Here is a 15,494-nt window from a genome sequence, read left to right on the forward strand (position 1 = left end):
CACTTTGTCAGAACAAGAACGCTCCGGTGTTAAAGGAATTAATATCACAGAAGAAATTGAAACATCCTTTCTTGATTATGCAATGAGTGTAATTGTGTCACGTGCATTACCTGATGTACGTGATGGATTAAAACCAGTTCATCGTCGTATTTTATATGGGATGCAGGAGTTAGGAAATACAGCAGATAAGCCTTACAAAAAATCAGCACGTATTGTTGGGGATGTTATGGGTAAGTATCATCCACATGGTGACTCTTCCATTTATGATGCAATGGTACGTATGGCGCAAGATTTTAGCTATCGTTATATGCTAGTAGATGGTCATGGAAACTTTGGATCTGTTGATGGTGATGGGGCAGCAGCCATGCGTTATACTGAATCACGTATGTCTAAAATAGCCATGGAAATGCTCCGTGATATCAATAAAGATACAATTGACTATACAGACAACTATGATGGATCAGAAAAGGAACCTATCGTTTTACCGAGTCGCTATCCAAACTTATTAGTGAACGGTGCTGCAGGGATTGCTGTTGGTATGGCAACAAATATCCCTCCACACCAATTGGGAGAAACAATAGATGCCGTTATAGCTCTTTCCGAAAATCCAGCTATTACAACAGAAGAATTAATGGAAATTATCCCAGGGCCAGATTTTCCTACTGGGGGATTAATCTTAGGACGTAGCGGTATCCGCAGAGCCTATGAAACGGGTCGTGGTTCCATTATTATTCGTGCAAAGGTTGAAATTGAGCAAAAGTCCAATGGTAAGGAAACTATTCTTATTCATGAATTACCTTATCAAGTAAATAAGGCGAAGCTTATTGAAAAAATTGCAGAGCTAGTACGTGATAAAAAAATAGATGGTATTACAAATTTACGTGATGAATCTGACCGTCGTGGTATGCGAGTAGTCATTGAAATTCGTAAAGATGCCAATGCTAATGTTGTCTTAAATAATTTGTATAAACAAACAGCTATGCAATCAAGCTTCGGTATTAATATGCTGTCATTAGTAAATGGACAGCCAAAAGTACTGGGCTTAAAAGAGATGCTATACCATTATTTAGAGCACCAAAAAGTAATTATTCGTCGTCGTACAGAATTCGACCTTCGTAAAGCAGAGGACCGTGCTCATATTTTAGAAGGTTTACGAATCGCTCTAGATCATATTGATGAAATTATTGCTATTATTCGTGGTTCACGTAGTGGTGAAGAAGCGAAACCACAATTAATGGAGCGTTTTAATTTATCAGAGCGACAGGCTCAAGCTATTTTGGATATGCGTTTAGTTCGCTTAAGTGGATTAGAGCGTGAAAAAATAGAAGCGGAGTATCAAGAGCTTCAGATTCTAATAGCAGAATTAAAGGCCATTCTAGCTGATGAAGCGAAAATTGTTGATATTATTCGCACTGAAATTTTAGAGTTGAAAGAACGTTTTAATGATACACGCCGTACTGAAATTACATCAGGTGGTTTAGAAATGATTGAGGATGAAGACCTAATCCCTGTAGAAAACTCAGTTGTTACTTTAACGCATAATGGCTATATTAAACGTTTAGCTGCGAACACATACCGTAGTCAAAAACGTGGTGGCCGTGGTGTACAAGGAATGGGAACAAATGAAGATGACTTTGTAGAGCATCTAATGAATACCTCTACTCATGACACTATTCTATTCTTTACATCAAAAGGTAAAGTATTTAGAGCTAAAGGTTATGAAATTCCTGAGTTCGGTCGTACGGCTAAAGGGTTACCAATCGTTAACTTACTTAATATAGAAAAAGGCGAAAAAGTAACAGCTATGATTCGTGTGGGATCGTTTGATGAAGATGCATACTTTATCTTTACAACAAAAACAGGGATTACGAAACGTACACCTGTCTCTCAATTTGCTAACATCCGAACAAATGGTTTAATAGCTATTAGCTTACGAGAAGATGATGATCTTATTTCTGTGCGTTTAACAGATGGACATAAACAAGTTATTATTGGTACACGTGATGGTATGCTTGTTCGTTTCCAAGAAGATGATATTCGTTCTATGGGTCGTACAGCTGGTGGGGTTCGAGGTATTAAACTGCGTGACGGTGATGAAGTCGTTGGCATGGAGATTGTTGAACCAGGACAGGAAATTCTCGTTGTTACCCAAAAGGGTTATGGTAAACGTACTTCAGAAGAGGACTACCGTTTACAAAGCCGTGGCGGTGTAGGTCTGAAAACAATCCAGATTACAGATAAAAACGGTCCAATGGTAGCTGTAAAAACAGTTGATGGTTCTGAGGATCTCATGCTTATTACAATTAACGGTATGCTTATCCGCATGGATGTAAATGATATTTCATTAATTGGGCGTAGTACACAGGGAGTTCGTTTAATTCGATTAGGAGATGACGAATTGGTTGCAACTGTGGCTAAAGTTGAAAAAGAAGAAGAGTCTCAAGAAGATGAAGAGGATATAGAGGAATAATTTTAAACCGATGAACGACATTCAATTTGTCGTCATCGGTTTTTTACGTAAATAATGAAAAATAAGTAATTATTTTGAATTCCATGATAAAATGATAGTACCTTATTTAAGCAAGAAACAGTGGAGAGGTGTTTTTTTATGGAAACTATACATGTTCCGATTTCAGAGTTAGGAGTTGGTAAAGTAATTTCTGAAGATATTTTTGCTAATACACAATATCCAATCATCTTTAAAGATACAAAGATTTCCTATGTACATTTGCAAGTTTTTCATGCTTTTAATATTTTCAATGTTCCCGTTTATAAAAATCAGCAAGATGCTCAACTTGAAAAGAAAGAAAATGATGTCGAAGTTGTAATAGAAGATATTCCGACTTTTAGAAAAGTTTATAATAATTCCGTTGAACAATTTAAAAGAGAATTTAAAAATTGGGAAGCGGGAGCTAAAGTAGATATTGCTAAGGCAAGAACAATTATTTTACCTTTAGTAGAGATGGTATTAGATGATCGTACTATAATTTTTGATTTAAATGAGTATTCAAACCCTAAAGAATACTTGTATCATCATTGTGTTGCGACAGGTCTGATCTCTGCAGTTATTGCTCAAAAACTTGGATATGATAGAGGAACTACCATTCAAGTTGCAATTGGTGGATTATTAGCGGATTGCGGTATGGCCAAAGTACATCCTCGTATTAGAGATAAGAAGACACCTTTAACAGAACAAGAATATAATGAAATTTATAAACATCCGGTATATAGCTATAATATGGTGAAAGATTTAACCGTTCTAAAGGAGACAATGAAAGAAGCAATCTTCCAACATCATGAACGTTTAGATGGAAGTGGATATCCAAAAGGGGAAAGGATTGCTAACATCTCTATTTTTGCACAAATTATTGCTGTTGCAGATGTATTTCATGCAATGACTTGTGAACGAGTGTATAGATCAAAGCAATCTTCATTTAAAGTTATAGAAATGATAAATGAATCGGAGTTCGGTAAGTTTGATATTAAAGTAGTGCGCGCATTAATTGATATTGTTGCGGATCTTCCTATTGGAACAATTGTAGAGCTTTCTAATCTAGAACGTGGAGAAGTAATGTTTGTGAATAAATTTGCACCAACACGTCCACTTATTAAATTGATTCATTCAGGGGAAATTTTTGATTTAGGCAAAAACCGTAGTTTTTACATTTCACGAATTATAACAAACATATAAAAGTAATAGGCAAGCCATATACCAGACTATGGCTGCCTTTTTATTAAGGCTGATCAATGTATTTCCTACAAACAAAATCATGCTCTTTAGTTTGAACTATCATAGTTTTAAGAGCAAGTATACATATTTTAAAGATTAGCAGACAGAATTATTTAAATAGTAGTTTTTTCAATGGAATGATGTTTTGAAATACCTATTAACATTGTTTTGAAATATTTATGTAGAAAGTGTTGACTTTATTTTAGAATCTTGATATTATAAATGAGTCGCCAAGAGGTGACACTGAAATAAATAACATGAACCTTGAAAACTGAACAAGCAAAACGTAATCAATAAAGTTTTAAGTAACTAGTTTCGGCTAGTGAACGAAACAAAATTTTGGACATCAAAATTGATGCCAGCAAAACAATTTGAGCTAATCAAATTTCTTTTATGGAGAGTTTGATCCTGGCTCAGGACGAACGCTGGCGGCGTGCCTAATACATGCAAGTCGAGCGAACAGAGAAGGAGCTTGCTCCTTTGACGTTAGCGGCGGACGGGTGAGTAACACGTGGGCAACCTACCTTATAGTTTGGGATAACTCCGGGAAACCGGGGCTAATACCGAATAATCTGTTCCACCTCATGGTGGAACACTGAAAGACGGTTTCGGCTGTCGCTATAAGATGGGCCCGCGGCGCATTAGCTAGTTGGTGAGGTAACGGCTCACCAAGGCGACGATGCGTAGCCGACCTGAGAGGGTGATCGGCCACACTGGGACTGAGACACGGCCCAGACTCCTACGGGAGGCAGCAGTAGGGAATCTTCCACAATGGGCGAAAGCCTGATGGAGCAACGCCGCGTGAGTGAAGAAGGTTTTCGGATCGTAAAACTCTGTTGTAAGGGAAGAACAAGTACAGTAGTAACTGGCTGTACCTTGACGGTACCTTATTAGAAAGCCACGGCTAACTACGTGCCAGCAGCCGCGGTAATACGTAGGTGGCAAGCGTTGTCCGGAATTATTGGGCGTAAAGCGCGCGCAGGCGGTCCTTTAAGTCTGATGTGAAAGCCCACGGCTCAACCGTGGAGGGTCATTGGAAACTGGGGGACTTGAGTGCAGAAGAGGAAAGTGGAATTCCAAGTGTAGCGGTGAAATGCGTAGAGATTTGGAGGAACACCAGTGGCGAAGGCGACTTTCTGGTCTGTAACTGACGCTGAGGCGCGAAAGCGTGGGGAGCAAACAGGATTAGATACCCTGGTAGTCCACGCCGTAAACGATGAGTGCTAAGTGTTAGGGGGTTTCCGCCCCTTAGTGCTGCAGCTAACGCATTAAGCACTCCGCCTGGGGAGTACGGTCGCAAGACTGAAACTCAAAGGAATTGACGGGGGCCCGCACAAGCGGTGGAGCATGTGGTTTAATTCGAAGCAACGCGAAGAACCTTACCAGGTCTTGACATCCCGTTGACCACTGTAGAGATATAGTTTCCCCTTCGGGGGCAACGGTGACAGGTGGTGCATGGTTGTCGTCAGCTCGTGTCGTGAGATGTTGGGTTAAGTCCCGCAACGAGCGCAACCCTTGATCTTAGTTGCCATCATTTAGTTGGGCACTCTAAGGTGACTGCCGGTGACAAACCGGAGGAAGGTGGGGATGACGTCAAATCATCATGCCCCTTATGACCTGGGCTACACACGTGCTACAATGGACGATACAAACGGTTGCCAACTCGCGAGAGGGAGCTAATCCGATAAAGTCGTTCTCAGTTCGGATTGTAGGCTGCAACTCGCCTACATGAAGCCGGAATCGCTAGTAATCGCGGATCAGCATGCCGCGGTGAATACGTTCCCGGGCCTTGTACACACCGCCCGTCACACCACGAGAGTTTGTAACACCCGAAGTCGGTGAGGTAACCTTTTGGAGCCAGCCGCCGAAGGTGGGATAGATGATTGGGGTGAAGTCGTAACAAGGTAGCCGTATCGGAAGGTGCGGCTGGATCACCTCCTTTCTAAGGATTATTTCGGAATACAAACCTAGGGTTTGTAAGATTACGTTTTGCGTTCAGTTTTGAAGGTTTATGAAATATTATAAAACTTCCAAGAGGGCCTATAGCTCAGCTGGTTAGAGCGCACGCCTGATAAGCGTGAGGTCGATGGTTCGAGTCCATTTAGGCCCACCATATATACCTCTTGGGGCCTTAGCTCAGCTGGGAGAGCGCCTGCCTTGCACGCAGGAGGTCAGCGGTTCGATCCCGCTAGGCTCCACCAATTTTGTTCTTTGAAAACTGGATAAAACGACATTGAAATTGTAACAAACACATTTATTTTTTAAGTTTTTTATAGGCTTAATAACTTGGTTAAGTTATTAAGGGCGCACGGCGAATGCCTTGGCACTAGGAGCCGAAGAAGGACGGCACTAACACCGATATGCTTCGGGGAGCTGTAAGTGAGCTTTGATCCGGAGATTTCCGAATGGGGGAACCCACTACGTTTAATCGCGTAGTATCTTGACGTGAATACATAGCGTCTTGAAGGCAGACCCAGGGAACTGAAACATCTAAGTACCTGGAGGAAGAGAAAGAAAAATCGATTCCCTGAGTAGCGGCGAGCGAAACGGGAAGAGCCCAAACCAAGAGGCTTGCCTCTTGGGGTTGTAGGACACTCTATACGGAGTTACAAAAGAGCGAGTTAGATGAAGCGACTTGGAAAGGTCCGCCAGAGCAGGTAAAAGCCCTGTAGTCGAAAGTTCGTTCTCTCCTGAGTGGATCCTGAGTACGGCGGAACACGTGAAATTCCGTCGGAATCCGGGAGGACCATCTCCCAAGGCTAAATACTACCTAGTGACCGATAGTGAACCAGTACCGTGAGGGAAAGGTGAAAAGCACCCCGGGAGGGGAGTGAAAGAGATCCTGAAACCGTGTGCCTACAAGTAGTTAGAGCCCGTTAATGGGTGATAGCGTGCCTTTTGTAGAATGAACCGGCGAGTTACGATTACGTGCAAGGTTAAGCTTTAGAAGGCGGAGCCGCAGCGAAAGCGAGTCTGAATAGGGCGAAATAGTACGTGGTCGTAGACCCGAAACCAGGTGATCTACCCATGTCCAGGGTGAAGGTAAGGTAACACTTACTGGAGGCCCGAACCCACGCACGTTGAAAAGTGCGGGGATGAGGTGTGGGTAGCGGAGAAATTCCAATCGAACTTGGAGATAGCTGGTTCTCTCCGAAATAGCTTTAGGGCTAGCCTCGTGATGAGAATACTGGAGGTAGAGCACTGTTTGGACTAGGGGGCCATCCCGGTTTACCGAATTCAGACAAACTCCGAATGCCAGATATTTATACACGGGAGTCAGACTGCGAGTGATAAGATCCGTAGTCAAAAGGGAAACAGCCCAGACCACCAGCTAAGGTCCCAAAGTAATCGTTAAGTGGAAAAGGATGTGGCGTTGCACAGACAACCAGGATGTTGGCTTAGAAGCAGCCATCATTTAAAGAGTGCGTAATAGCTCACTGGTCGAGTGACGCTGCGCCGAAAATGTATCGGGGCTAAACGATTCACCGAAGCTGTGGATTGACATCTACGATGTCAGTGGTAGGAGAGCGTTCTAAGTGCGTTGAAGTCAGACCGGAAGGACTGGTGGAGCGCTTAGAAGTGAGAATGCCGGTATGAGTAGCGAAAGACGGGTGAGAATCCCGTCCACCGTATGACTAAGGTTTCCTGAGGAAGGCTCGTCCGCTCAGGGTTAGTCGGGACCTAAGCCGAGGCCGACAGGCGTAGGCGATGGACAACAGGTTGATATTCCTGTACCACCTCCTCACCGTTTGAGAAATGGGGGGACGCAGTAGGATAGGGTAAGCGCGCTGTTGGTTATGCGCGTCCAAGCAGTAAGGCGTGTGTGTAGGCAAATCCGCACACTGTAACGTTGAGCTGTGATGGCGAGTCCGTATGGACGAAGTTCCTGATTTCACACTGCCAAGAAAAGCCTCTATCGAGGTGAGAGGTGCCCGTACCGCAAACCGACACAGGTAGTCGAGGAGAGAATCCTAAGGTGTGCGAGAGAACTCTCGTTAAGGAACTCGGCAAAATGACCCCGTAACTTCGGGAGAAGGGGTGCTCTTGAGCGTGCAAGCGCATGAGAGCCGCAGTGAATAGGCCCAGGCGACTGTTTAGCAAAAACACAGGTCTCTGCAAAACCGTAAGGTGACGTATAGGGGCTGACGCCTGCCCGGTGCTGGAAGGTTAAGAGGAGTGGTTAGCGCAAGCGAAGCTGCGAATTGAAGCCCCAGTAAACGGCGGCCGTAACTATAACGGTCCTAAGGTAGCGAAATTCCTTGTCGGGTAAGTTCCGACCCGCACGAAAGGCGTAACGATCTGGGCACTGTCTCAACGAGAGACTCGGTGAAATTATAGTACCTGTGAAGATGCAGGTTACCCGCGACAGGACGGAAAGACCCCGTGGAGCTTTACTGTAGCCTGATATTGAATTTTGGTACAACTTGTACAGGATAGGTAGGAGCCAGAGATCTCGGAGCGCCAGCTTCGAAGGAGGCGTCGGTGGGATACTACCCTGGTTGTATTGAAATTCTAACCCATGCCCCTTAGCGGGGCAGGAGACAGTGTCAGGCGGACAGTTTGACTGGGGCGGTCGCCTCCTAAAAGGTAACGGAGGCGCCCAAAGGTTCCCTCAGAATGGTTGGAAATCATTCGTAGAGTGTAAAGGCACAAGGGAGCTTGACTGCGAGACCTACAAGTCGAGCAGGGTCGAAAGACGGGCTTAGTGATCCGGTGGTTCCGCATGGAAGGGCCATCGCTCAACGGATAAAAGCTACCCCGGGGATAACAGGCTTATCTCCCCCAAGAGTCCACATCGACGGGGAGGTTTGGCACCTCGATGTCGGCTCATCGCATCCTGGGGCTGTAGTCGGTCCCAAGGGTTGGGCTGTTCGCCCATTAAAGCGGTACGCGAGCTGGGTTCAGAACGTCGTGAGACAGTTCGGTCCCTATCCGTCGTGGGCGTAGGAAATTTGAGAGGAGCTGTCCTTAGTACGAGAGGACCGGGATGGACACACCGCTGGTGTACCAGTTGTCTTGCCAAAGGCATCGCTGGGTAGCTATGTGTGGACGGGATAAGTGCTGAAAGCATCTAAGCATGAAGCCCCCCTCAAGATGAGATTTCCCATTACGCAAGTAAGTAAGATCCCTCAAAGACGATGAGGTAGATAGGTTCGAGGTGGAAGTGTGGTGACACATGGAGCTGACGAATACTAATCGATCGAGGACTTAACCAAATTGTTTGAAGCATTCAATGCACCGTTTATCCAGTTTTGAAAGAATAATCTTTTAATTAAATAACTGTCTAGTGATGATGGCAAAGAGGTCACACCCGTTCCCATACCGAACACGGAAGTTAAGCTCTTTAGCGCCGATGGTAGTTGGGGGCTTCCCCCTGTGAGAGTAGGACGTCGCTAGGCAATGAAACAGTCAGCTGTGTGCTGGCTGTTTTTTTATTTACATATAGCTTTTTGTGTTTATTATGTAGATAGTGAGAGATGTCTTTAAATGTCTTAGATTTTAATTACATAGTTAAACAAAGACATTCTCGTATATAAAGCACACTTTTGTGCTATACTAACGCCTTGCCTCTATGCATCACTCACTCTCCATTTCATCCTTTTATTAATTCCTTAAAACCTTTTTCTTTTAAAAATTGCCTTTATATCGAAGATATTTAAATTGAATCGAATGATAACGACAAGAATATGTAAATTTCAGTTCTATTCAGCATTAACCAATCTTATAATATAAAGATTACAGCAAAAAGGAGAGGGAATTTTGTGGATTGATGGAGTTTTTTCTGGTGGAGGCTTGAAGGGTTTTGCACTGGTTGGGGCTTATCAAGTATTAGAAGCAGAGCATTTCCGATTTAAACGCGTAGCTGGTACAAGTGCAGGTGCTATTTTAGCAGCATTTATCGCAGCAGGATATAGTGGCAAAGAAATTGAAATGATGCTAGAAGAGTTGGATATACCTTCACTACTGGATCCAAGAAGAACATTTTTACCTTTCCCTTTTATGAAATGGATAAATGTTTATCATCATTTGGGTCTTTATAAAGGAAAGGCATTGGAAAAATGGTTTTTTAAAAAACTAGCTGATAAAGGTGTCTACACTTTTGGAGATTTACCTAAAGACTCTCTTAAGTTAGTTGCCTCAGATTTAACGAACGGTAGAATGATTGTCCTGCCTGATGATTTACACAAATATCAAATTGAAGCAAAGAATTTTTCAGTTGCTTGTGCATTACGTATGAGTTGTGGTATACCTTTCTTCTTTGAACCAGTTACATTAAAGACGGGTAAAGGTGAATCAGTCATAGTAGACGGTGGTGTTTTAAGTAATTTTCCATTATGGATATTTGACGATAAAGAAGGTCGAAAAGTACGACCTATTTTAGGCCTAAAGCTTAGCAGAAGAAGAGAAGAGCAATGTCCTCAAGAAATTAAAAATGGTTTAAATTTATTTGAAGCACTATTTTCGACTATGAAAGATGCTCATGATGAAAGATATATTTCTAGACGACATGAAAGAGATATTATTTTTATTCCTGTAGAAGATTATAGTGCAACTCAATTTGATTTAAACGAGGAGACAAAAGAAACTCTTTTAGAAATAGGAAGAAACCGTACAATTCAATTTTTACGGAATTGGCCAAGATTAAGATTGTAACTAAATAAAAAAATCATATAAAACTATTGACCAAAAATAAATAGGGTGTTATTATATAAAAGTTGCTGTTGAGATAAGCAGTGACTGAAAGAAATTAAAATAAAAAATAAAATAACTGTTTGACATTATATTTAAAACATGTTATTATATAAAAGTTAGCTCTTAACGAAGAGTTAATAACATGAACCTTGAAAACTGAACAAGCAAAACGTAATCAATAAAGTTTTAAGTAACTAGTTTCGGCTAGTAAACAAAACAAAATTTTGGACATCAAAAATTGATGCCAGCAAAACAATTTGAGCTAATCAAATTTCTTTTATGGAGAGTTTGATCCTGGCTCAGGACGAACGCTGGCGGCGTGCCTAATACATGCAAGTCGAGCGAACAGAGAAGGAGCTTGCTCCTTTGACGTTAGCGGCGGACGGGTGAGTAACACGTGGGCAACCTACCTTATAGTTTGGGATAACTCCGGGAAACCGGGGCTAATACCGAATAATCTGTTCCACCTCATGGTGGAACACTGAAAGACGGTTTCGGCTGTCGCTATAAGATGGGCCCGCGGCGCATTAGCTAGTTGGTGAGGTAACGGCTCACCAAGGCGACGATGCGTAGCCGACCTGAGAGGGTGATCGGCCACACTGGGACTGAGACACGGCCCAGACTCCTACGGGAGGCAGCAGTAGGGAATCTTCCACAATGGGCGAAAGCCTGATGGAGCAACGCCGCGTGAGTGAAGAAGGTTTTCGGATCGTAAAACTCTGTTGTAAGGGAAGAACAAGTACAGTAGTAACTGGCTGTACCTTGACGGTACCTTATTAGAAAGCCACGGCTAACTACGTGCCAGCAGCCGCGGTAATACGTAGGTGGCAAGCGTTGTCCGGAATTATTGGGCGTAAAGCGCGCGCAGGCGGTCCTTTAAGTCTGATGTGAAAGCCCACGGCTCAACCGTGGAGGGTCATTGGAAACTGGGGGACTTGAGTGCAGAAGAGGAAAGTGGAATTCCAAGTGTAGCGGTGAAATGCGTAGAGATTTGGAGGAACACCAGTGGCGAAGGCGACTTTCTGGTCTGTAACTGACGCTGAGGCGCGAAAGCGTGGGGAGCAAACAGGATTAGATACCCTGGTAGTCCACGCCGTAAACGATGAGTGCTAAGTGTTAGGGGGTTTCCGCCCCTTAGTGCTGCAGCTAACGCATTAAGCACTCCGCCTGGGGAGTACGGTCGCAAGACTGAAACTCAAAGGAATTGACGGGGGCCCGCACAAGCGGTGGAGCATGTGGTTTAATTCGAAGCAACGCGAAGAACCTTACCAGGTCTTGACATCCCGTTGACCACTGTAGAGATATAGTTTCCCCTTCGGGGGCAACGGTGACAGGTGGTGCATGGTTGTCGTCAGCTCGTGTCGTGAGATGTTGGGTTAAGTCCCGCAACGAGCGCAACCCTTGATCTTAGTTGCCATCATTTAGTTGGGCACTCTAAGGTGACTGCCGGTGACAAACCGGAGGAAGGTGGGGATGACGTCAAATCATCATGCCCCTTATGACCTGGGCTACACACGTGCTACAATGGACGATACAAACGGTTGCCAACTCGCGAGAGGGAGCTAATCCGATAAAGTCGTTCTCAGTTCGGATTGTAGGCTGCAACTCGCCTACATGAAGCCGGAATCGCTAGTAATCGCGGATCAGCATGCCGCGGTGAATACGTTCCCGGGCCTTGTACACACCGCCCGTCACACCACGAGAGTTTGTAACACCCGAAGTCGGTGAGGTAACCTTTTGGAGCCAGCCGCCGAAGGTGGGATAGATGATTGGGGTGAAGTCGTAACAAGGTAGCCGTATCGGAAGGTGCGGCTGGATCACCTCCTTTCTAAGGATTATTTCGGAATACAAACCTAGGGTTTGTAAGATTACGTTTTGCGTTCAGTTTTGAAGGTTCATTCTTCCGAATGAAATACTTCAAAACTTGTTCTTTGAAAACTGGATAAAACGACATTGAAATTGTAACAAACACATTTATTTTTTAAGTTTTTTATAGGCTTAATAACTTGGTTAAGTTATTAAGGGCGCACGGCGAATGCCTTGGCACTAGGAGCCGAAGAAGGACGGCACTAACACCGATATGCTTCGGGGAGCTGTAAGTGAGCTTTGATCCGGAGATTTCCGAATGGGGGAACCCACTACGTTTAATCGCGTAGTATCTTGACGTGAATACATAGCGTCTTGAAGGCAGACCCAGGGAACTGAAACATCTAAGTACCTGGAGGAAGAGAAAGAAAAATCGATTCCCTGAGTAGCGGCGAGCGAAACGGGAAGAGCCCAAACCAAGAGGCTTGCCTCTTGGGGTTGTAGGACACTCTATACGGAGTTACAAAAGAGCGAGTTAGATGAAGCGACTTGGAAAGGTCCGCCAGAGCAGGTAAAAGCCCTGTAGTCGAAAGTTCGTTCTCTCCTGAGTGGATCCTGAGTACGGCGGAACACGTGAAATTCCGTCGGAATCCGGGAGGACCATCTCCCAAGGCTAAATACTACCTAGTGACCGATAGTGAACCAGTACCGTGAGGGAAAGGTGAAAAGCACCCCGGAAGGGGAGTGAAAGAGATCCTGAAACCGTGTGCCTACAAGTAGTTAGAGCCCGTTAATGGGTGATAGCGTGCCTTTTGTAGAATGAACCGGCGAGTTACGATTACGTGCAAGGTTAAGCTTTAGAAGGCGGAGCCGCAGCGAAAGCGAGTCTGAATAGGGCGAAATAGTACGTGGTCGTAGACCCGAAACCAGGTGATCTACCCATGTCCAGGGTGAAGGTAAGGTAACACTTACTGGAGGCCCGAACCCACGCACGTTGAAAAGTGCGGGGATGAGGTGTGGGTAGCGGAGAAATTCCAATCGAACTTGGAGATAGCTGGTTCTCTCCGAAATAGCTTTAGGGCTAGCCTCGTGATGAGAATACTGGAGGTAGAGCACTGTTTGGACTAGGGGGCCATCCCGGTTTACCGAATTCAGACAAACTCCGAATGCCAGATATTTATACACGGGAGTCAGACTGCGAGTGATAAGATCCGTAGTCAAAAGGGAAACAGCCCAGACCACCAGCTAAGGTCCCAAAGTAATCGTTAAGTGGAAAAGGATGTGGCGTTGCACAGACAACCAGGATGTTGGCTTAGAAGCAGCCATCATTTAAAGAGTGCGTAATAGCTCACTGGTCGAGTGACGCTGCGCCGAAAATGTATCGGGGCTAAACGATTCACCGAAGCTGTGGATTGACATCTACGATGTCAGTGGTAGGAGAGCGTTCTAAGTGCGTTGAAGTCAGACCGGAAGGACTGGTGGAGCGCTTAGAAGTGAGAATGCCGGTATGAGTAGCGAAAGACGGGTGAGAATCCCGTCCACCGTATGACTAAGGTTTCCTGAGGAAGGCTCGTCCGCTCAGGGTTAGTCGGGACCTAAGCCGAGGCCGACAGGCGTAGGCGATGGACAACAGGTTGATATTCCTGTACCACCTCCTCACCGTTTGAGAAATGGGGGGACGCAGTAGGATAGGGTAAGCGCGCTGTTGGTTATGCGCGTCCAAGCAGTAAGGCGTGTGTGTAGGCAAATCCGCACACTGTAACGTTGAGCTGTGATGGCGAGTCCGTATGGACGAAGTTCCTGATTTCACACTGCCAAGAAAAGCCTCTATCGAGGTGAGAGGTGCCCGTACCGCAAACCGACACAGGTAGTCGAGGAGAGAATCCTAAGGTGTGCGAGAGAACTCTCGTTAAGGAACTCGGCAAAATGACCCCGTAACTTCGGGAGAAGGGGTGCTCTTGAGCGTGCAAGCGCATGAGAGCCGCAGTGAATAGGCCCAGGCGACTGTTTAGCAAAAACACAGGTCTCTGCAAAACCGTAAGGTGACGTATAGGGGCTGACGCCTGCCCGGTGCTGGAAGGTTAAGAGGAGTGGTTAGCGCAAGCGAAGCTGCGAATTGAAGCCCCAGTAAACGGCGGCCGTAACTATAACGGTCCTAAGGTAGCGAAATTCCTTGTCGGGTAAGTTCCGACCCGCACGAAAGGCGTAACGATCTGGGCACTGTCTCAACGAGAGACTCGGTGAAATTATAGTACCTGTGAAGATGCAGGTTACCCGCGACAGGACGGAAAGACCCCGTGGAGCTTTACTGTAGCCTGATATTGAATTTTGGTACAACTTGTACAGGATAGGTAGGAGCCAGAGATCTCGGAGCGCCAGCTTCGAAGGAGGCGTCGGTGGGATACTACCCTGGTTGTATTGAAATTCTAACCCATGCCCCTTAGCGGGGCAGGAGACAGTGTCAGGCGGACAGTTTGACTGGGGCGGTCGCCTCCTAAAAGGTAACGGAGGCGCCCAAAGGTTCCCTCAGAATGGTTGGAAATCATTCGTAGAGTGTAAAGGCACAAGGGAGCTTGACTGCGAGACCTACAAGTCGAGCAGGGTCGAAAGACGGGCTTAGTGATCCGGTGGTTCCGCATGGAAGGGCCATCGCTCAACGGATAAAAGCTACCCCGGGGATAACAGGCTTATCTCCCCCAAGAGTCCACATCGACGGGGAGGTTTGGCACCTCGATGTCGGCTCATCGCATCCTGGGGCTGTAGTCGGTCCCAAGGGTTGGGCTGTTCGCCCATTAAAGCGGTACGCGAGCTGGGTTCAGAACGTCGTGAGACAGTTCGGTCCCTATCCGTCGTGGGCGTAGGAAATTTGAGAGGAGCTGTCCTTAGTACGAGAGGACCGGGATGGACACACCGCTGGTGTACCAGTTGTCTTGCCAAAGGCATCGCTGGGTAGCTATGTGTGGACGGGATAAGTGCTGAAAGCATCTAAGCATGAAGCCCCCCTCAAGATGAGATTTCCCATTACGCAAGTAAGTAAGATCCCTCAAAGACGATGAGGTAGATAGGTTCGAGGTGGAAGTGTGGTGACACATGGAGCTGACGAATACTAATCGATCGAGGACTTAACCAAATTGTTTGAAGCAATCAATGCGCCGTTTATCCAGTTTTGAAAGAACAATACTTTCAACAATAAAAATGAGAGCTTCAAGACACAAGTAGAACAAGGAGCAACCGAGTGATTGAGGGAGCGTACTTCTGTACGTGA

General features: G+C 45.4%; 3 protein-coding genes, 2 tRNA genes and 5 rRNA genes. All 10 read left to right on the plus strand.

Annotated elements, in window-relative coordinates:
• Positions 1-4 precede the first annotated feature (4 nt).
• The 10 genes from gyrA (at position 5) to MKY49_RS22800 (ending at position 15,359) form a co-directional block, all read left to right on the plus strand.
• Positions 5-2,470: a DNA gyrase subunit A gene (gene gyrA, locus MKY49_RS22755; protein WP_274795110.1), complete on the plus strand. Its 2,466-nt coding sequence runs from the start codon at positions 5-7 to the stop codon at positions 2,468-2,470.
• A 138-nt stretch (positions 2,471-2,608) separates the two neighbouring features.
• Positions 2,609-3,691 carry an HD-GYP domain-containing protein gene (locus tag MKY49_RS22760; protein ID WP_341387118.1) on the plus strand — a complete coding sequence of 361 codons (1,083 nt, stop codon included), beginning with the start codon at positions 2,609-2,611 and terminating at the stop codon, positions 3,689-3,691.
• A 429-nt stretch (positions 3,692-4,120) separates the two neighbouring features.
• Positions 4,121-5,672 (plus strand): 16S ribosomal RNA (locus tag MKY49_RS22765).
• Between the two features lie 94 nt (positions 5,673-5,766).
• A tRNA-Ile gene (locus tag MKY49_RS22770) sits at positions 5,767-5,843 on the plus strand.
• 12 nt (positions 5,844-5,855) lie between these two features.
• Positions 5,856-5,931, plus strand: a tRNA-Ala gene (locus MKY49_RS22775).
• 87 nt (positions 5,932-6,018) lie between these two features.
• Positions 6,019-8,946: ribosomal RNA gene (locus tag MKY49_RS22780) — 23S ribosomal RNA — on the plus strand.
• 67 nt (positions 8,947-9,013) lie between these two features.
• A 5S ribosomal RNA gene (gene rrf, locus MKY49_RS22785) occupies positions 9,014-9,129 on the plus strand.
• Between the two features lie 361 nt (positions 9,130-9,490).
• On the plus strand, positions 9,491-10,384 hold the full coding sequence (locus MKY49_RS22790; RefSeq protein WP_274795113.1) for a patatin-like phospholipase family protein: 894 nt from the start codon (positions 9,491-9,493) through the stop codon (positions 10,382-10,384).
• 315 nt (positions 10,385-10,699) lie between these two features.
• A 16S ribosomal RNA gene (locus MKY49_RS22795) occupies positions 10,700-12,251 on the plus strand.
• 180 nt (positions 12,252-12,431) lie between these two features.
• Positions 12,432-15,359 (plus strand): 23S ribosomal RNA (locus tag MKY49_RS22800).
• The 16S, 23S and 5S rRNA genes sit together here with 2 tRNA genes alongside, the layout of an rRNA operon.
• Positions 15,360-15,494: the final 135 nt, after the last annotated feature.

Source organism: Lysinibacillus sp. FSL M8-0134 (assembly GCF_038069745.1).
GTDB lineage: Bacteria > Bacillota > Bacilli > Bacillales_A > Planococcaceae > Lysinibacillus > Lysinibacillus irui.